The 19,284-nt window shown below is 74.7% G+C and carries 9 protein-coding genes; 3 read left to right on the plus strand and 6 right to left on the minus strand.

Annotated features, from left to right (window positions below):
• The first annotated feature begins 102 nt into the window (after positions 1-102).
• The 3 genes from ACIRPK_RS32500 to mftE are packed head-to-tail and all read left to right on the plus strand — an operon-like array spanning position 103 to position 14,214.
• On the plus strand, positions 103-8,256 hold the full coding sequence (locus ACIRPK_RS32500) for a type I polyketide synthase (RefSeq protein WP_403045328.1): 8,154 nt from the start codon (positions 103-105) through the stop codon (positions 8,254-8,256).
• A gap of 30 nt (positions 8,257-8,286) precedes the next feature.
• Positions 8,287-13,494 (plus strand): SDR family NAD(P)-dependent oxidoreductase, encoded by a 5,208-nt coding sequence (locus ACIRPK_RS32505; RefSeq protein WP_403045330.1) that lies wholly within the window; start codon positions 8,287-8,289, stop codon positions 13,492-13,494.
• A gap of 3 nt (positions 13,495-13,497) precedes the next feature.
• On the plus strand, positions 13,498-14,214 hold the full coding sequence (gene mftE, locus ACIRPK_RS32510) for a mycofactocin biosynthesis peptidyl-dipeptidase MftE (protein ID WP_403045333.1): 717 nt from the start codon (positions 13,498-13,500) through the stop codon (positions 14,212-14,214).
• 237 nt (positions 14,215-14,451) lie between these two features.
• Here the strand turns inward: mftE and ACIRPK_RS32515 are convergent, their stop codons facing one another.
• The 6 genes from ACIRPK_RS32515 to ACIRPK_RS32540 all read right to left on the minus strand — a co-directional run bounded on the left by ACIRPK_RS32515 (position 14,452) and on the right by ACIRPK_RS32540 (position 19,261).
• Positions 14,452-15,228 (minus strand): hypothetical protein, encoded by a 777-nt coding sequence (locus ACIRPK_RS32515; protein WP_403045335.1) that lies wholly within the window; start codon positions 15,226-15,228, stop codon positions 14,452-14,454.
• Positions 15,229-15,275: 47 nt separating this feature from the next.
• Positions 15,276-15,776 (minus strand): SigE family RNA polymerase sigma factor, encoded by a 501-nt coding sequence (locus ACIRPK_RS32520; protein WP_403045338.1) that lies wholly within the window; start codon positions 15,774-15,776, stop codon positions 15,276-15,278.
• Positions 15,777-15,940: 164 nt separating this feature from the next.
• Complete coding sequence (gene mftF, locus ACIRPK_RS32525) at positions 15,941-17,338, minus strand: mycofactocin biosynthesis glycosyltransferase MftF (protein ID WP_403045341.1); 1,398 nt, start codon at positions 17,336-17,338, stop codon at positions 15,941-15,943.
• Positions 17,335-18,135 (minus strand): mycofactocin-coupled SDR family oxidoreductase, encoded by an 801-nt coding sequence (locus ACIRPK_RS32530; protein ID WP_403045343.1) that lies wholly within the window; start codon positions 18,133-18,135, stop codon positions 17,335-17,337. The genes mftF and ACIRPK_RS32530 overlap by 4 nt, the downstream gene beginning before the upstream one ends.
• Complete coding sequence (locus tag ACIRPK_RS32535) at positions 18,129-18,947, minus strand: mycofactocin-associated electron transfer flavoprotein beta subunit (protein ID WP_403045346.1); 819 nt, start codon at positions 18,945-18,947, stop codon at positions 18,129-18,131. Before ACIRPK_RS32535 ends, ACIRPK_RS32530 begins: the two co-directional genes overlap by 7 nt.
• A 5-nt stretch (positions 18,948-18,952) precedes the next feature.
• Complete coding sequence (locus ACIRPK_RS32540) at positions 18,953-19,261, minus strand: ferredoxin family protein (RefSeq protein ID WP_403045348.1); 309 nt, start codon at positions 19,259-19,261, stop codon at positions 18,953-18,955.
• Between the last annotated feature and the right edge of the window lie 23 nt (positions 19,262-19,284).

Raw genomic sequence — 19,284 nt, forward strand, 5'->3', positions numbered from 1 at the left:
CTCGGTGAGGACTCCGACGCCCTCTTCGTCTCCACCCTGCGCCGCGAGCGCGGTGAGGAGCGCGAGCTGCTCACCGGCCTCTCCCGCGCCCACGCCCGGGGCGTGACCGTCGACTGGACCGCGCTGCTGCCCGGGGTGCAGGCCCGTACCGACCTGCCGACCTACGCCTTCCAGCGTCAGCGGTACTGGATCGACCTGGTCGGGGTGGGATTCGGCGACCTCGGTTCGGCCGGTCTGGAGGCCGTCGACCACCCGATGCTGAGTGCGGCGGTGGTCTCGCCGGACTCCGGCGGTGTGGTGCTGACCGGCAGGCTGTCGCTCGACACCCAGGCCTGGATCGGCGACCACGGTGTGCTGGGCAACCTGCTGCTGCCGGGTACCGGATTCGTCGAGCTGGCGGTCCGGGCCGGTGACCAGGTGGACTGCGGCCGGGTGGAGGAACTCACCCTGGAGGCACCGCTGATCCTGGCGCCCGGCGGGGCGGTTGCCCTGCAGGTCGTGGTCGGTGCCGCCGACGGCGCCGGCGCCCGGTCGGTCTCGGTCTACTCCCGCCCCGAGGGCGGTGCCGACCAGGAGTGGACCCGGCACGCCAACGGTGTGCTGGCGCCCGAGCCGACCGCGCCCGAGTTCGAGCTGACGGCCTGGCCGCCGCCGGGCACCGACGTGATCGACGTGGCGAACGCCTACCAGCGGCTGACCGACCGGGGCTACGGCTACGGTCCGGTGTTCCAGGGCTTGAAGGCCGCCTGGCGCCGGGGTGACGACGTGTTCGCCGAGGTCGCCCTGCCCGCCCAGTCGCACGCCGAGGCGGCCCGCTTCGGGCTGCACCCGGCACTGCTGGACACCGCGATGCACGTGGACCTGCTGCTGGACGGGACGGCCGGGGACGAGGGTGAGACGCTGCTCCCGTTCTCCTGGAACGGCGTCTCCCTGCACGCCGCCGGCGCCTCCGCGCTCCGGGTGCACATCCGCCGGGTCCGGGGCGCCGAGGTCTCGGCGATCGGTGTCGCCGACACCGCAGGACAGCTGGTCGCCACCGTCGAGTCGCTGGTCTCCCGCCCGGTCTCGTCCGAGCAACTGGCGGCGAGCCAGGGCAGGTTGAACGAGATCCTGCACCGCGTCGACTGGCAGCGCAGCGCGCCGCCCGCCGCCGCACCCGACACCCTGCCGACCCTGGCCGAGCTGCTGGGCACCGAGGCCGAGGTCCCGGCGGTCGTGCTGCACCGGGTCACGTCGAGCACCGACGCCGACGTCCCGGCCGGAGTCCGGGCGGCCGTCGCCGATGCACTCGGCGCGGTCCAGAGCTGGCTGGCCGACGAGCGGTTCGACGGCTCGCGACTGGTCCTGGTGACCGAACACGCCGTGGTGGCGGGGGAGTCCGAGACGATCGCGCTGGCACAGGCCCCGGTCTGGGGTCTGGTCAGGTCGGCCATCGAGGAGAACCCGGGCCGGTTCGCCCTGCTCGACCTGGACGGCTCCGCCGAGTCCGACCGGGCCCTGGCCGCCGCCGTGGCCGCCGGGGAGCCGGAGGCCGCCCTGCGGGCCGGACAGCTCCTGGTGCCCCGACTGGCCCGGCTGGCGGTCGCCGCCGAGCCGACGCCGGCCTGGGACTCCACCGGCACGGTGCTGATCACCGGTGGGACCACCGGTCTCGGTGCCCTGGTGGCCCGTCACCTGGTGGCCGAGCACGGGGTCCGCCACCTGCTGCTGACCAGCCGACGCGGCGCGGCCGCACCCGGCGCGGCTGAACTGACCGCCGAACTGGTCGAGTTGGGCGCCGAGGTAACGATCGCCGCCGCCGACGTCGCGGACCGGGCGGCGCTGGCCGCCGTGCTGGCCACGGTGCCCGCCGAGCACCCGCTGACGGGTGTGGTGCACGCCGCCGGGGTGATGGACAACGCACTCGTCGGGTCGCTGACGGTCGATCAGTTCGACCACGTGCTCCGACCGAAGGCCGACGCCGCCTGGCACCTGCACGAGCTGACCGCAGGTCAGGACCTGACCGCCTTCGTGCTGTTCTCCTCCGCCGGTGGCCAGGTGCTGGCCGCCGGACAGGCCAACTACGCCGCCGCCAACGTCTTCCTGGACGCGCTGGCCACCCACCGCCGGGCGGCGGGCCTGCCCGCCACCGCGCTCGCCTTCGGCATGTGGGCGGTCAACACCGGCCTCGGCGACGTCACCGACGCCGACCTGGACCGGATGAGCCGGCTGGGCCTGCCCGCCCTCACCGCCGTCGAGGGCCTGGCGGCCTTCGACACGGCGGTCGGCACCGACCACCCGCAGCTGGCCGCGCTCCGGATCGACCGGACCGGTGTGCTGGCCCGGGGCGAGGGCATCCCGGCCCTGCTGCGCGGCCTCACCGGCGGCCCGGCCCGGCAGCGGGCCCAGGCCGGCGGCAAGGCCGTCGACGGCAACGCGCTGGCCGAGCGGCTGGCCGGCCTGAACGAGGCCCAACGCGACCGGCACCTGCTGGAGTTGGTCCGCACCCAGGTCGCCTCGGTGCTCGGCCACGCCGAGCTCGACGCGGTCGGCGCCGACCGGGCCTTCAAGGACCTCGGCTTCGACTCGCTGGCCGCCGTCGAACTGCGGAACTCGCTGGGCGGGGCCACCGGCCTGCGCCTGCCCGCCACCCTGGTCTTCGACTTCCCGACCTCCCGCGCGGTGGCCGACTTCCTGAAGACCAAGCTGTCCGGCGGCAGCGCGCCCAAGGCCCCGGTGGTCCGCCCGGCCGCCGCGACCGTCGCGGACGAGCCGATCGCGATCGTCTCGATCAGCTGCCGCTTCCCCGGCGGGGTCCGCTCCGCCGAGGACCTCTGGCGACTGGTGGTCGACGGGGTGGACGCGGTCTCGGAGTTCCCGACCGACCGCGGCTGGGACATCGAGTCCATCTACGACCCGGAGCCGGGCCTGGCGGGCAAGACCTACGCCCGCACCGGTGGCTTCCTGCACGACTCCAACGAGTTCGACCCGGAGTTCTTCGGCATCATGCCGCGCGAGGCCCTCGCGATGGACCCGCAGCAGCGCCTGCTGCTCCAGGGCGCCTGGGAGGCCTTCGAGTTGGCGGGCATCGACCCGCAGTCGATGCGCGGCAGCCAGACCGGCGTGTACGCCGGTGTGATGTACCACGACTACGGCACCCGCCTCCCGTACGTGCCGGAGGAGCTGACCGGCTACATCGGCAACGGCAGTGCGGCGAGCATCGCCTCCGGCCGGGTCGCGTACACGCTGGGCCTGGAGGGGCCGGCCGTCACGGTGGACACCGCCTGCTCGTCCTCGCTGGTCGCGCTGCACATGGCGGTCCAGGCGCTGCGGGCCGGCGAGATCACCATGGCGATCGCGGGTGGTGTCACCGTGATGCCGACGCCGGAGCTGTTCGTCGACTTCAGCCAGCAGCGCGGGCTGTCCGCCGACGGTCGCTGCAAGGCGTTCTCCGGTGCCGCCGACGGCACCGGCTGGTCCGAGGGCATCGGCCTGCTGCTGGTCGAGCGGCTCTCCGACGCGGAGCGCAACGGTCACCCGGTGCTCGCCGTGATCCGGGGCAGCGCGATCAACCAGGACGGCGCCTCGAACGGCCTGACCGCGCCGAACGGTCCCTCGCAGCAGCGGGTGATCCAGAAGGCGCTGGACGCCTCCGGCCTCTCCGCCGCCGACATCGACCTGGTCGAGGGTCACGGCACCGGCACCCGTCTCGGTGACCCGATCGAGGCCCAGGCGCTGCTGGCGACGTACGGCCAGGACCGGCCCGAGGACCGGCCGCTCTGGCTCGGCTCGATCAAGTCCAACATCGGCCACGCCCAGGCGGCGGCCGGGGTCAGCGGTGTGATCAAGATGGCGATGGCGGTCCGCAACGGCCTGATGCCGCGGACCCTGCACGTGGACGAGCCCTCGCCGCAGGTGGACTGGACGGCCGGCGACGTGCGCCTGCTGACCGAGGCCAGGGAGTGGCCGCAGGTCACCGGGCCGCGCCGGGCCGGTGTCTCCTCCTTCGGCCTGAGCGGCACCAACGCGCACCTGATCATCGAGCAGGCCCCGGTGCCCGCTCCGGTGGCCGAGGTGCCGGCCGGCACCGGGCTCCCGCTGGTGCCGCTGCTGTTCTCCGCGAAGAGCGCGAAGAGCCTGCCCGCCCAGGCGGCCAAGCTGCTGGACCGGATCATCGGGGACCAGGAGCTGAGCCTGCTGGACGTCGGCTTCTCGCTGGCCACCGGCCGGGCCGACCTGGACCACCGGGCCGTGGTGCTGGCCGGGGACCGCGACTCGGCGCTGGTGGCGCTCACCGCGCTGGCCGAGCAGAGCGGACACCCCACCGCCGTCACCGGCATCGCCGCTCCGGGCGGGCTGACCGCCTTCCTGTTCTCCGGCCAGGGCGCCCAGAGCCTCGGCATGGGACGTGAACTGCACGCCGCCTTCCCGGTGTTCGCGTCGGCCTTCGACGCGGCACTGGCCGAGCTGGACGGCCACCTGGACCGCCCGCTGCGCGAGGTGGTCTGGGGCGAGGACGCCGAACTGCTGAACCGGACGGTGTACACCCAGACCGCGCTGTTCGCCTACGAGGTCGCACTGTTCCGCCTGGTCGAGTCCTGGGGTCTGCTGCCCGACATCCTGGTCGGCCACTCGGTCGGCGAGCTGGCGGCGGCCCACGTGGCGGGAGTCTTCGCGCTGCCGGACGCGGCCCGACTGGTCGCCGCCCGGGGTCGGTTGATGCAGCAACTGCCTGCGGGCGGCGCGATGGTGGCGATCCAGGCCACCGAGGAGGAGATCCTCCCGCTGCTCACCGACCGGGTCAGCATCGCGGCGGTGAACGCCCCGCGCTCGGTGGTGGTCTCCGGTGACGAGGCTGAGGTCGAGGCGGTGATCGGCCGCTTCGAGGGTCGCAAGACCAACCGGCTGCGGGTCTCGCACGCCTTCCACTCGCCGCTGATGGAGCCGATGCTGGACGAGTTCCGGCAGGTCGCCGAGAGCGTCTCGTACCGGATCCCGAGCCTGCGGGTGGTCTCCAACCTGACCGGCACCGAAGCGAGTTCGGTGCAGCTCGGCTCGGCCGACTACTGGGTCCGGCACGTCCGTGAGGCGGTCCGGTTCGCCGACGGGGTCGGCTACCTGGAGCGCGAGGGTGTCACCCGGTACGTCGAGCTCGGCCCGGACGGCGTGCTGACGGCGCTGGCCGGCGGGACGCTCACCGGTGACGGCCACGTGCTGGCCGCCACCGCCCGCAAGGACCGCACCGCCCCCGAGGCGCTGCTCACGGCGATGGCCGAGCTCCAGGTGGCGGGCAACGGCCCGGACTGGGCCGCGTTCTTCGCCGGGCACGGCGCCCGGCGGGTCGACCTGCCGAGCTACGCCTTCGAGAAGCGGCACTACTGGCTGGACGTCCCGGCGCTGCCCGGCGGCGACGTGGCCGGCATCGGCCAGACGCCCGCCGAGCACCCGATGCTCAGTGCGGTGGTGGTCTCACCGGTGGACGGCGGCGTGGTGCTGACCGGTCGGCTGGCGATGGACACCCACCCGTGGCTGGCCGACCACAACGTGCTCGGCACCCTGCTGCTCCCCGGCACCGGCTACGTCGAGCTGGCGCTGCGGGCCGGCGAGGAGGTCGGCTGCGACCTGGTCGAGGAGCTGACCATCGAGGCGATCATGCCGCTCACCGCGACCGGCGGCACCGCCGTCCAGGTGGTGGTCGGCGCGGCCGACGCCTCGAACCGGCGCACCCTGGAGGTCTACTCCCGGTTCGAGAACGCGCCGGACTACGTGGACTGGACCCGGCACGTGTCCGGCTTCCTGGCCCCGTCCGAGGCGACCGCGACGGTGCCCGCAGCCTTCGACGTCACCTACGGCTCCTGGCCGCCGGCCGGCGCCGAAGAGGTCGACATCAGCGACGTCTACGACTACCTGACCAGCCAGGGCTACTACTACGGCCCGCGCTTCCGGGGCCTGAAGGCGGTCTGGCGCCGGGGCGAGGACGTCTTCGCCGAGGTCGCCCTGCCGGACGACGTCCGGGAGGAGGCGGCCGGCTTCCGGGTCCACCCGGCGCTGCTGGACGCGGCGTTGAGCGCGACCGACTTCCTTGGCGGCTACCGCCCGCAGGACATCGGCTCCTCGCACCTGCCGTTCGCCTGGACCGGTGTCTCACTGCACGCCGGCGGCGCCGCCCGGATGCGGGTGAAGCTCAACTCGACCGGCCCCGACGCGGTCCGGCTCGAACTCGCCGACTCCACCGGCCTGCCGGTCGCCACCGTCGAGCAGCTGGTGGTCCGGGCCATCACCCCGGACCGGATCGCCGCCGGTGCGGCCGCCTCCACCGGGCTCAAGCAGCACGACTCGCTGTTCCGGATCGGCTGGAGCCACCTGCCGCTCGGAGCGGCGGGCAACGCCACCGCAGCGGGCCGGGTGATCGTCGGTGACGCCGCCGGGCTGGACCTCGACCTGCCGGTGTTCGAGAGCCTGACGGCCCTCGGCAGCGCGGCCGGGGCCGGTGCGACGACGCCCGAACTGATCCTGCTGCCGGTGCCCTTGGGCACCGGGGACGTACCGACGGACGCCCGGGCGGCGCTGGACGGGGTGCTGAGCACCCTTCAGCAGTGGCTGGCCGACGACCGGTTCGCCGATACCCGCCTCATGGTGCTCACCCGGGGCGCGGTCGCGGTCGAGGAGGACGAGCGGATCAACCTCGGCCAGGCCGCGGTCTGGGGCCTGGTCCGATCCGCCCAGCAGGAGAACCCGGGCCGGATCCTGCTGGTGGACCTGGACAGCGGGAACGTGCCGGTCCAGCTCGCCGCCCTGGGCGAGCCGGAGTTGGCGGTGCGCGGCGTGGACGTCCGGGTGCCCCGGCTCGCCGGGGTCGCGGAGAGCGGCGTCCCGCCGGTCTCCCCGTGGGACCCGGAGGGCACGGTGCTGATCACCGGCGGCACCAGCGGTCTCGGCGCCCTGGTGGCCCGTCACCTGGTCGCCGAGCACGGCGTCAGGCACCTGCTGCTGACCAGCCGGCGCGGGCTCGCCTCACCCGAGGCGGCGGCCCTGGCGGCCGAGCTGACCGAGGCGGGGGCGCAGGTCACCGTCGCGGCGGCCGACGCCGCCGACCGGACGGCGCTGGAGGGCCTGCTGACGGGCGTTCCGACCGCCCACCCGCTGCGCGGCGTGGTGCACGCGGCCGGGGTGATGGACAACGCCCTGGTCGGCTCGCTGACTCCGGCGCAGCTGGACAACGTCCTGCGGCCGAAGCTCGAAGCCGGTTGGCACCTGCACGAGTTGACCAAGGAGCTCGACCTCACGGCGTTCGTGCTGTTCTCCTCCTGCGCCGGGCTGCTGGTCGGCACCGGGCAGGCGAACTACGGCGCGGCCAACCGCTTCGTCGACGCCCTCGCCGTCCACCGCCGGGAGCTGGGCCTGCCCGGCACCTCGCTGGCCTTCGGTCTGTGGACCCAGAGGACCGGCCTGGGCGGCGGCGTCACCGAGGCCGACCTGCACCGGATGAACCGGCTCGGGATGCCCGCGATGACCGGCGAAGAAGGTCTCGCGCTGTTCGACGAGGCGCTCGGCCGCAGCGAGGACGCGGTGCTGGTCCCGATCCGGCTGGACGTGCCCGCGCTGGCGGCGGTGGCGGACGAGATCTCGCCGCTCTTCCGCGAGCTGGTGCGCAGTCAGAGCCGGCGCCCGGCCCGCACCACCAAGGCCAAGGTGGCCGCGGTGGAGGCCGAGCCGGCCGGTCAGCTCTCGCTGGAGCAGCGGCTCGCCGGTCTGGGCCGGACCGAGCGGGACCGGTTCCTGCTCGACCTGGTGCGCAACCACGTCGCGGCGGTCCGCCACGACGACCCGGCGGCGATCGACGTCACCCGGGGCTTCACCGAGCTGGGTCTCGACTCGCTGGCCGCGATCGAGCTCCGCAACCGCCTGCAGACCGCGACCGGCCTGCGGCTCCCGGCCACGCTGATGTTCGACTACCCGAACCCCGGCGCGCTGGCGGAGTTCCTGCTCACCGAGCTGCTGCCCGGCATCGCGGACAGCGAGCCGGCGGAGCAGCCACAGTCGGAGCTGGACGAGGGCGAGTTCCGCCGGGCCCTGGGGGCGCTGCCGTTGGCCGCGCTCCGGGAGGCGGGCCTGCTCGACGCACTGCTGAAGCTGACCGCCCCGGCCTCGGCCCCGGCGGACGCCCCGGCCCCGGCGTCGGGAGCGGCGTCGGGAGCGGCCGCACCGGCGGCCGACATCACCACCATGGCCATCGACGACCTGGTGCGGGCCGCGCTCGCCGCCAACTCCAACTGAGACCCGCAGAGCGAAAGGTATCCCCACACCGTGGACGCGTCCGTGGACCAGATAGTCGAGGCACTCCGTAAGTCCATGCTGGACAACGAGCGCCTGCGTCAGCTGAACGGCAGCCTCACCGCGGCGGCCGTCGAACCGATCGCCATCGTCGGGATGGCCTGCCGCTACCCCGGTGGGGTGCAGACCCCGGCGGACCTCTGGCGGCTGGTGGCCGAGGGGGTCGACGCCGTGTCGGACTTCCCGGCCGACCGTGGCTGGGACCTCGACGGGGTGTACGACCCGGAGCCCGGCAAGGTCGGCAAGAGCGTCGCCCACGAGGGCGGGTTCCTGCACGACGCAGCCGAGTTCGACCCCGGCTTCTTCGGCATCGCGCCGAACGAGGCGCTCACCATCGACCCCCAGCAGCGCCTGCTGCTGGAGACCTCCTGGGAGGCGATCGAGCACGCGGGCGTCGACCCGCTCTCGCTGAAGGGCAGCCGGACCGGCGTCTACGCCGGGGTGATGTACCACGACTACGGCTTCGGCAGCAGCGACGGCAGCCTGGTGACCGGTCGGGTCGCCTACACCCTGGGGCTGGAGGGCCCTGCCGTCACGGTCGACACCGCCTGCTCCTCCTCGCTGGTCGCGCTGCACATGGCGGTCCAGGCGCTGCGGGCCGGGGAGGTGTCGCTGGCACTGGCCGGTGGCGTCACCGTGATGACCAACCCGGACATGTTCGTCTACTTCAGCACCCAGCGCGGGCTGGCCAAGGACGGGCGGTGCAAGTCCTTCTCCGAGCACGCGGACGGCACCGGCTGCTCGGAGGGCACCGGCATGCTGCTGCTGGAGCGGCTCTCCGACGCCCAGCGCAACGGGCACCGGATCCTGGCCGTGGTGCGTGGCTCGGCCACGAACCAGGACGGCGCCTCCAGCGGCCTGACCACGCCCAACGGCCCCTCCCAGCAGCGGGTCATCCGGGCCGCGCTGGCCAACGCCCAGTTGACGCCCGCTGACGTGGACACCGTCGAGGCGCACGGCACGGGCACCACACTGGGTGACCCGATCGAGGCGCAGGCGCTGCTCGCCACGTACGGCAAGGGCCGCTCGGCGGACCAGCCGCTCTGGCTGGGCTCGCTGAAGTCGAACCTGGGTCACACCCAGGCGGCGGCCGGGGTCGGCGGCATCATCAAGATGGTCGAGGCGATCCGGCACGGCGTCCTGCCCAAGTCGCTGCACTCGGCGGACCGCACCTCCAAGGTGGACTGGGAGGCGGGTGGCGTCGAGCTGCTGACCGAGGCCCGGGAGTGGCCGGAGAACGGGCGGGTGCGCCGGGCCGGCGTCTCCTCCTTCGGGCTCAGCGGCACCAACGCGCACGTCATCATCGAGCAGGCCCCGGCCGAGGTGGCCCCGGCCGCCGACGGTGTCCGACTCCCCGACGTGCCCTGGGTGTTCTCCGGCCGGACGGTGGACGCGCTGCGCGGCCAGGCGGCCAAGCTGGCCGACCACGTCGAGGCCGACCCCGAGCTCGGGATCGCGGACGTGGGCTGGTCGCTGGCCGTCACCCGCTCCGCCCTGGAGCGGCGGGCCGTGGTGGTCGGCGCGGACCGGGCCGAGCTGATCGCGGGCCTGCGGGCCGTCGCCGAGGGCGCCGAGGTGCCGGGGCAGGCCCGGGCCGGTGCGCAGGTGGCGTTCCTGTTCACGGGTCAGGGGTCGCAGCGGTTGGGGATGGGGCGTGAACTGCACGGTGCGTTCCCGGTGTTCGCTTCGGCCTTCGACGAGGTGCTGGCGGAGCTGGGCGGGTCGCTGCGGGATGTCGTCTGGGGCGACGATGTCGACGAGTTGAACCGTACGGTGAACACACAGCGGGCGCTGTTCGCGTTCGAGGTGGCGTTGTTCCGGCTGGTGGAGTCGTGGGGTGTGCGTCCCGACTTCCTGTCAGGTCACTCCGTGGGTGAGATCGCGGCCGCGCATGTGGCCGGGGTGCTGTCCCTGGCGGACGCGGCCAAGCTGGTGTCGGCCCGTGGGCGGCTGATGCAGGAACTGCCTTCGGGTGGTGCGATGGTGGCGATCGAGGCCACCGAGGAGGATGTGCTGCCGCTGCTGACCGATCAGGTGAGCATCGCGGCGGTGAACGGCCCGCGTTCGGTGGTGGTGTCGGGTGACGAGGCCACCGTCCTGGAGATCGCGGCCCGCTTCGAGCGGACCAAGCGGCTGAGTGTCTCGCACGCGTTCCACTCCCCGCTGATGGACCCGATGCTGGACGAGTTCCGTTCGGTGGTCCGTGAGTTGAGCTTCGCCGAGCCGGTGATACCGGTGGTGGCGTCGGGTTCGTTCGCGGACCCTGAGTACTGGGTGAGTCACGTCCGGGACGCGGTCCGGTTCGCGGACAACGTCCGGGAGTTGGCCGCCCGGGGCGCCTCCCGGTTCCTGGAGATCGGCCCCGACGGCATCCTGACCGGGCTGGCCCAGCAGAGCGTCGAGTCCGAGGACGCGGTGTTCGTCGCGGCGGCCCGCAAGGACCGCTCGGAGAGCACCACCCTGGTCACCGCGCTCGGCCGGCTGCACTCCGCCGGAGTGGCCGTCAGCTGGTCGGCGTTCTTCGCCGACTCGGGCGCCCGCCGGGTGGAGCTGCCGACCTACGCCTTCCAGCGCAGCCGCTACTGGGTGGACGCGCTGGCCGGGGGCAGCGCCGACGGTGACGTCGCGTCGGTGGGCCAGCAGCGGGTCGAGCACCCGCTGCTCGGGGCGGCGCTGGCGCTGCCCGACACCGAGGGCCTGGTGCTCACCGGGCGCCTGTCGCTCGACGGTCAGGGCTGGATCGCCGACCACGACGTGCTGGGCAGCATCCTGCTGCCGGGCACCGGCTTCGTCGAACTGGCGACCCGGGCGGCCGAGCAGGCCGGGGCCGACCTGCTGGAGGAGCTCACCATCCAGGCACCGCTGATCCTGCCGGAGCGCGGCGGCCTCGCCGTCCAGGTCTCGGTCGGTGCGCCGGACGTGACCGAGCGTCGCTCGCTGCGGATCTACTCGCGGGCCGAGACCGACGCCCAGGGTCCGTGGACCCTGCACGCCGAGGGTGTGCTCGGCACCGGTGCCCCGGCTCCGGCCTTCGACTTCACCGAGTGGCCGCCCGCCGGGGCCACCGCCGTGGACGTCCAGGATCTCTACTCGGTGCTGCTGGGCCAGGGGTACGCGTACGGGCCGGTGTTCCAGGGCGTCCAGGCGGCCTGGAAGCGCGGTGACGAGGTGTTCGCCACCGTCGCGCTGCCCGCCGGGTCGCACGCCGAGGCCGCCGCCTTCGGCATCCACCCCGCTCTGCTGGACGCGTCCATGCACGCGCTCAGCCTCGGTGAGGGCGGCGAGGACCAGACCCTGCTGCCGTTCTCCTGGGCGGGTGTCACCCTGCACGCGGTGGGCGCCACCGCCGTGCGGGTCCGCCTGGTGCGGCCCACCGACACCACGATCAGCATCGAGCTGGCGGACACCGACGGTGCCCCGGTGGCGACGGTCGAGTCGCTCACCTTCCGTCCGGTCACCCCCGAGCAGCTCGGCTCCGGCGGCCCGGCGCAGGCCGGTTCGCTGTTCCAACTGGTCTGGAAACCGCTCCCGTTGACCGCTCTCGGCGCTCCCGACCCGGTGGACTGGGCAAGCTTGGACCCGGACAGCCCGGTGGTGCCGGAGACCGTCCTGCTGGAGATCAGCGCGGCCACCGTCGACCTGCCGGCCGGGACCAGGGTGGCGGCCAACCAGGTGCTCGCGGTGGTCCAGGAGTGGCTGGCCGACGAGCGGTACGCCGACTCGCTGCTGGCCGTCGCCACTCACGGCGGCGTCACGGTGGTCGGCGAGCCCGGCGACCTCACCCAGACCCCGGTCTGGGGTCTGGTCCGCGCCGCGCAGGCCGAACACCCGGGCCGCTTCGTCCTGGTGGACATCGACGACCGGGCCGAGTCCCGGATCGCCCTGGCCGGTGCGCTGGCCACCGGTGAGCCCGAGCTGGCCATCCGGGCCGGCGAGGTGCTGGTGCCCCGGCTGACCGCACTGCCGGTCCCGGCCGAGGCCACCGCCCCCGAGCTGGACCCGGCGGGCACCGTGCTGATCACCGGCGGCACCGGTGGCCTGGGCGCGCTGGTGGCCCGGCACCTGGTGACCGAGTACGGCGTCCGGCACCTGCTGCTGACCAGCCGGCGCGGCCCGGCCGCACCCGGCGCGGTCGAACTGGTCGCCGAGCTCCGGGCGTTGGGCGCGGAGGTGACCGTGACCGCCGCCGACGTGGCCGAACGGGCCGCGCTGGAGGGCCTGCTGGCGGGCATTCCGGCCGCTCACCCGCTGACCGGCGTGGTGCACGTGGCCGGTGTGGTGCACAACGGTGTGATCGGCACCTGGACGCCCGAGCTGGTGGACTCCAGCCTCGCGCCCAAGGCCGACGCCGCCTGGTACCTGCACGAGCTGACCGCCGAACTGGACCTGGCGCTGTTCGTGCTGTTCTCCTCGGCCGGCGGTCTGGTGCTGGCCCAGGGACAGGCCGGGTACGCCGCCGCGAACGTCTTCCTGGACGGGCTGGCCGAGCACCGGCGGCTGGCGGGCCTGCGGGCCACCTCGCTGGCCTGGGGCGCCTGGGCGGTGGACACCGGCATGAGCCAGTACCTCGCCGAGGCCGACCTGCTCCGGATGCGCCGGCAGGGCCTGCCCGCCTTCTCAGCCACCGAGGGCCTGGCGATGCTCGACTCCGCACTGCGGGTCGGCGACACGGCCGTGGTGGTGCCGGTGCACGTGGACCCGGTCGCCCTGCGTGCCCGGGCCGACGAACTCCCGGCGCTGCTTCGCGGCTTGGTCAAGGCACCGACCCGTCGGCCGTCCCGCGCCGGGTCGCACCAGGGCGCCGGCCAGACCCTGCCGGAGCAGCTGGCGGGCGTCACCGGCGCCGAGCTGGACCGGGCCGTCCTCCAGGTGGTCAGGACCCACGCCGCCGAGATCCTCGGCCACCCGGGCCCGGACGCGATCGACCCCGACCGGGGCTTCCTGGACATCGGGTTCGACTCGCTCAGCGCGCTCGAACTGCGGAACCGGATGGTCACCGTGGCGGGCCGGAACCTGACGCCGATGCTGGTCTTCGACTACCCGTCGGCCGGCGCGCTCGCGGCCTACCTGCGGGAGCTGCTCTTCGAGACCGAGGAGCAGGGCATCGACGAGGACCTGGTGGATGCCAGCACGGACGAGCTGTTCGACATCCTCGACGCCGAACTCGGCATCTCCGGCTGACCGTTGACCCCCGAACCGGCCCCGTCCCGCTCCGGCCCGCGCCGGCTGGCCGGGCTGACGTGGCCACAGGCGGCACGGCTGGCACCGTACTCGGTGCTGGCCGTGCCGCTCGGCGCGACCGAACAGCACGGCCCGCACCTGCCGTTCACCGTGGACACCGAGGTGGCCGACGCGCTGTGCGAACGCCTGGCGGTGGCCCGGGAGTCGGTGGTGCTGGCGCCCGCGCTGCCGTACGGGTCGAGCGGCGAGCACGCCGGCTTCCCCGGCACGCTGTCGATCGGACAGCGGGCACTGGAGCTGCTGGTGGTCGAACTGGTCCGCTCCGCCGACGACTTCGCCGGGGTGGTGCTGGTCTGCGGGCACGGCGGCAACGCCGCCCCGCTGCACCGCGCGGTGGCCCGGCTGCGGGTGGAGGGCCGCCGGGCGCTCGCCTGGTGCCCGTCCGGACCGCCTGACGACAGCCACGCCGGACGCACCGAGACCTCCGCCCTGCTGGCCCTGCGCCCCGAGGCGGTCCGCACCGACCTGGCCGAGCCCGGGAACACCACCGGTCTGGCCGAGCTGCTCCCCGCCCTCCGCACCGGCGGCCTGGCCGCGGTCACCCCGAACGGCGTCCTGGGCGACCCCACCGGGGCCACCGCTGCCGAGGGGCACCGCCTGCTGGACACCTGGACGGCCACCCTGCTGGCGGCGTACGACCACTGGACCGCCACGCCCTGACGGCGGTCCGGGCGGATGGAACTCAGCTCTGGCCGGCGGAACCAGGAGCTGGGACCGACGACAGCCCGGCACGCATGCCACCAAGCCCCCGAGCGTCTGCCGGCCGGACCTCCTCGGCCGCGCGCGGAGGGCACGCCGGCGGTGCGGCGCATCGGGCGGTGACCAGAGTGCCCTCGTGGTTCTCCCTTCGATCAGCCGGACCGCCGGACGGATTCTCACTCAGGAGAAGCTCTCGCCTCACTGGGCGGGCAGGCCCGCCACCACCTGCCGCCAGGCCGGATCGAGGGCGATCGCGGACAGCTCGGGCTGGCTCAGCAGCGGGGCGTTGGTGCCGGACCGCGTGCCGCCCCCCTCGTCCTTGCCCGGATCGTTGTTCGCCGCCACCATCACCTCCGACCCGTCCGGCCACTCCAGCACCGCGCTCCAGTTCTGGTGCCCTGGGGGGTCCGCCAGCTGCCGAACCGTCAGCTTCGTGCCGTCCGGCTGCCGGGTCGCGGTGCAGGTGGGCTTCGCGCAGTTGGTGGTGGAGAGCAGCGGGGTGCGGGAGAAGGTGATGCCGACGCCGCCCCGGTCGGTGCCCTTGGTGACGGCGAAGCCGGCGGCCAGGACCCGGGAAGGCTCACCCGAGGGCCACTGCCCGCCCGGGTCCACCCGGTACGGCGCACTGAGCTTCAGGCCGGACGGAAGCTTCCCCCGCAGCAGCTCCAGCAGCCGCGCCGAGTCGGTCGGCGGCACGGACGGGGTGCTGCTCGGCACCGGGCCGGGCGAGGTGCTCGTCGCGGCCGGCGGGAGCGGGACCGGTCCGGCCTGCGGGCCGAGCTGGCTCAGCCCCAGGCCGGCCGTTCCGGTCAGCAGCACTGCGGCGATCGTCAGTTGGGCCTGCCGGATCCGGCGCAGGTGCCTGCCCCGGCCGGCGGCGCGCTGGACCAGGTCGGGGCTGTGCGGGGAGAATCCGCGCACGGCGAGGCCGAGCGCGTCGTGCAGCTCGTGGTCGGACTGCGGGTCGTGGGGCACGGTGCTCTCCGTTCGGTCGGGGTGCGGCAGGCGGCGGCGCGACGTGGTCACGCTCGGCTCAGTTCGGCGAAGTCGTGGCCGAGGACCTGCCGCAGCCGCTCTCTGGCCCGGAGGCTGCGCACCCGCACCGAGCCGACGCTCATCCCGGTCAGCTGGGCGGTCTCCTCGACCGAGCGGTCCTCCCAGTAGCGCAGCACCAGCACGGTGCGGTCCTTCGCCGACAGCTGGGCCATCGCCTCCAGCAGCGCCATCCGCAGCGCCGGGTCCTCCGCGTGACCGACCGAATCGGGCAGCGTCCCGGTGGGCGTCTCCCCGGAGCGGCGCAGCCGCCGCTGCGAGATGAAGGTCCGGGTCAGCACCGTGTGCGCGTACGCCACGGGTGGCTCCGAGCGGTCGATCCGCCGCCAGGACCGGTACATCTTCGCCAGCGTCTCCTGGACCAGGTCCTCCGCCAGGTGCCAGTCGCCGGTCAGCAGGCAGGCTGTGCGGAACAGCTGCCCGCTGTGGGCGTGTGCGAACTCCACATAGTCCGCGGGTGCTTCCCCCACCAGATGATCCTTCCGATCTCGGTTGTCACAGCACCCACGCCGCAACCCCGGTCGGACGTTACACACCCGGACGAAGAGGCTCTCCCCCGTCACTCTTCGACGCCGCCGCCGACCTGGTCGACGTCCGCAGTTGCACGGCCTGCCCCACCCGAAGGGGCGATGCGTCAGTCGGTGGGCCGCTGGACCCCGTCGCGCCCCGGCCAGTCGGCCAGGTCGGGCAGCAGCGGGGCGACCGTACGGTGCTGCAGCGCGCCCCACCAGACCCCGGCGCCGTAGGCCAGGTCGTCGGCGATCCGGACCGCCGTCCAGCGGATCGGGTCCACCGGGGGGCGGTCGCGGTACCAGTCCACCGCGTGCCGGGCGAAGGCGGCGGCGAGCAGCGGGCGGCCCGCGCGGGTCGAGGCCAGCAAGGGGACGGCCACCGGCCACCAGGAGCGGGTGACGGCGTCGGCGAGCAGCCGCCCGGCGCCGAGGTGGCCGCGGGCGGCCAGCTGGAGCGACTCGCGGGCCGGGACGCCGAACGGGGCGAGCTTGCGCGGCAGCAGCGCGGCGGTGCCGGCGGCGATCGCCACCCCGGCCGCCGGGCGGCCGAGGGCGAGGGCGGCCCAGGCCGCCGCGCTCCAGAACGAGACCTTCACCGGGGCGACCGCCCGGCCGTGCCGCAGGGCCAGCGGCGCAGCCGAAGTCCCGTACCCGAAGCGCTGCTCGGCCCAGGCCCGCCAGTCGGGGCGCGGCTCGTGCCGGACCACGGCGCCGGGTTCGTACCGCACCAGGCCGGTGCCGGCCGCCAGCCGCCAGATCAGGTCGACGTCCTCGCCGAACCGCATCCGCTCGTCGAAGCCGCCGAGCTCGCGCAGCGCGGAGGTGCGCAGCACCAGGGCGGCGGACGGCAGGTAGCTGACCCGGCTGCCCGGGCGGACCACGCCACCGGCCGGCCCGAGGTCGAGCGGGGAGCGGACCTGTTCGTACCGGGCCAGCAGCGAGCTGCCCCGGGTGCTGCGCACCCGGGGGGCCACCGCGACCACGGCCGGGTCCTCGAAGTGCCGGAGCAGCGGTTCGAGCCAGCCAGGTTCGGGGGTGACGTCCGCGTCCAGGAAGGCCACCAGCTCCGTACCGGCCTTCCACCAGCCGGAGTTGCGGGCGGCGGCGGGGCCCCGGGAGTGTTCGTGGCGGACCGCTGCGCCCGGGATCGGCAGCTTCGAACCGTCGTCCACCACCAGCAACTTGGCGGTGTCCGCGACGGCGGCCGACAGCCCGTCCAGGCCGCCCGGCTGGTCCCGGACCGGGACCACCACCGTGACGTCCTGGGCGGTGAGCCGGGCGGACCGGTGCACCGGGTGGGCGATCCCGGCCCGGACCAGCCGGGCGGCGAGGCGGCGGTGGGCGGCGACCGGTGCGACCGGCGCGCCGGCCAGCCAGCCGCCGATCAGGTCGGCGGCCTGGGTGGAGAGCCGGAGCACCCGGTACGGCGAGCCGCCCAGCAGGGTCCGGCCGTCCTCCCAGAGCTGCACGCTCTGATCGGGCGTCAGGTGGAGCTGCGCCGTGCTCGGCGGGGCGCTCATGCGGTGAAGCCGCCGTCCGCGTGGACCACCGTGCCGGTGATCGCGGAGGAGTCGGGGTGGCAGAGCCAGCAGACGGCGGCGGCCACCTCGGCCGGGTCGAGCAGCCGCTCGGTCAGCTGGTGCCGCGCGAACTCCTCGACGTCGGCGAGGTCGTAGAGCGCCGCGCTGGCGTCCAGCATCGGGGTGCGGGTCGAGCCGGGGGAGACCGCGGTGGCGGTGACGCCGGTGCCGCGCAGGTCGGTGGCCAGGCCGCGGACCAGGCCCACCACCGCGTGCTTGGCGGCGTTGTAGGCGGCCAGGTGCCAGAGGCCGCGGTGCCCGGCGGCCGAGGCCAGCGCGACGAACCGGCCGGTGCGCGGCTGCGGGCGGCGGAGCAGGGCGGGTACGGCGGCGGCGGCCAGGTTGGCCACACCGCGTACGCCGATGTCGAGCAGCACGTCCCACTCGGTGTCGGTGGTCTCCCAGAGCGGCCGTCCGCCGGCGATCACGGCCGCCGCCGCCACCGCCGCGTCCAGACCGCCGAACCGGTGCTCGGCCTCCGCGACGGCGGCCCGGAGCGCGGTCACGTCGCGGACGTCGGCGACCACCGGGACGACCGACTCGGGCCAGCGGTCGGCCAGTTCGAGCAGTTGCTGCTTGCTGCCCAGCGGGTAGCCGACACCGGGCAGGTCCTCGCAGACGTCCACGGCGACCACCCGCCAGCCCTGGCCGGCGAGTCGGGTGACGACGGCGGCCCCGATCCCGCGCGCCGCGCCGGTGACCAGAGCGACTCCGGGGGTCAGGTCGGTGTTCAGCACTGGTCGTCCTCCCGGGTGAGGTGAGCGAGGTAGCCGTGCTCTCGGAGGTAGCCGAGCAGTTCGTCCGCGGCCGCCGCCGGGTCGGCCGGGGTGACCACCCGGGCGGCCGTGCGGGGGCGGTCGGTCGCGGTCAGGGCCCGGATCCGGGCCAGCGGGTCGGCACCCACCGGGGCGGGCAGCACCAGCGGCCGGGGCCGGTACGGCCGGGCCGGGCCGAACAGGACCGGCCGCCGGGGCGCCGGCACGGTCACCGCGGCGACCGGGATCTCCGCCGTCCGGGCGGCCAGCAGGGCGGGCAGCGCGGCCCGGCGCAGTCGGGCGCTGCCGGGCTCCACCGAGCAGACGGCGGGCAGCGGCACCGTCAGCCGTTCGCGCTGCCGGCCGTCGATCCGTCGGACGGCCGTCAACTCGCCGTCCCGGAGCTCCAGTTCGGTGAGGCCGAGGGCCTGGGCGGCGCCCAGCCGGGCGGCCAGGAAGGCCGGGGTGGCGCCGGTGCCCCGGCCGGTGGAGCGGCTCCCGCAGACCAGCAGGGCGGGGACCGCGCCGTGCGCGGCCAGCCCGGCGACCAGCGCACGGGCCTTCGCGTCGCTGTCGGCCTGACCCCGGTGGTCGACCCGGAGCACCCGCTGCACCCCGCAGGCCAGCGCCTGGCGGAGCACCTCCGCCGCGTCGGCCGGGCCGACGGTGACGGCCAGGGTGCGGCCGCCGAGCGCCCCGGCGAGTCGCAGGGCGTGCTCCAGTGCGGCCCGGTCGGCCCCGCCGAGCGGATCGGCGGGGCTCAACGCGGCTACCACGAGCGGCTGTTCGGCCATGTCGGTCAGCCCTTTCGGAACACGACGCCGAGGCCGCCGTCCGGGTAGGTCCAGGAGATCGCGCCCTCGGCGTCGCAGACCTGGTAGCAGGCGCCGCACTCGAAGCACTGCTCGAAGTTGAACAGGATGCCCCCGTCCGCCGTCGGCACGAACAGCTTGGCCGGGCAGACGTGCAGGCAGGACCGGACGGTGCAGGAGTCGCACACGGCGGTGTCGACCGTGATGTGGGCCCGCTCGGAGACCCGGAACTCGGTGCCGCCCATCCGGTCGTCGAAGGAGATCTCGCGGTAGTCCTCGGCCGGCTGACCGGTCATCGGATACCTCCAGGGGAGTGGAG

Origin of the sequence: Kitasatospora sp. NPDC101801 (genome assembly GCF_044766665.1) — a bacterium.
GTDB lineage: Bacteria > Actinomycetota > Actinomycetes > Streptomycetales > Streptomycetaceae > Kitasatospora.

Excerpts from the sequence above, each read along its gene's own strand:
- mftF (WP_403045341.1), bottom strand. The coding sequence starts at position 17,338 with ATGAGCGCCCCGCCGAGCACGGCGCAGCTCCACCTGACGCCCGATCAG.
- ACIRPK_RS32535 (WP_403045346.1), bottom strand. The coding sequence starts at position 18,947 with ATGGCCGAACAGCCGCTCGTGGTAGCCGCGTTGAGCCCCGCCGATCCG.
- ACIRPK_RS32540 (WP_403045348.1), bottom strand. The coding sequence starts at position 19,261 with ATGACCGGTCAGCCGGCCGAGGACTACCGCGAGATCTCCTTCGACGAC.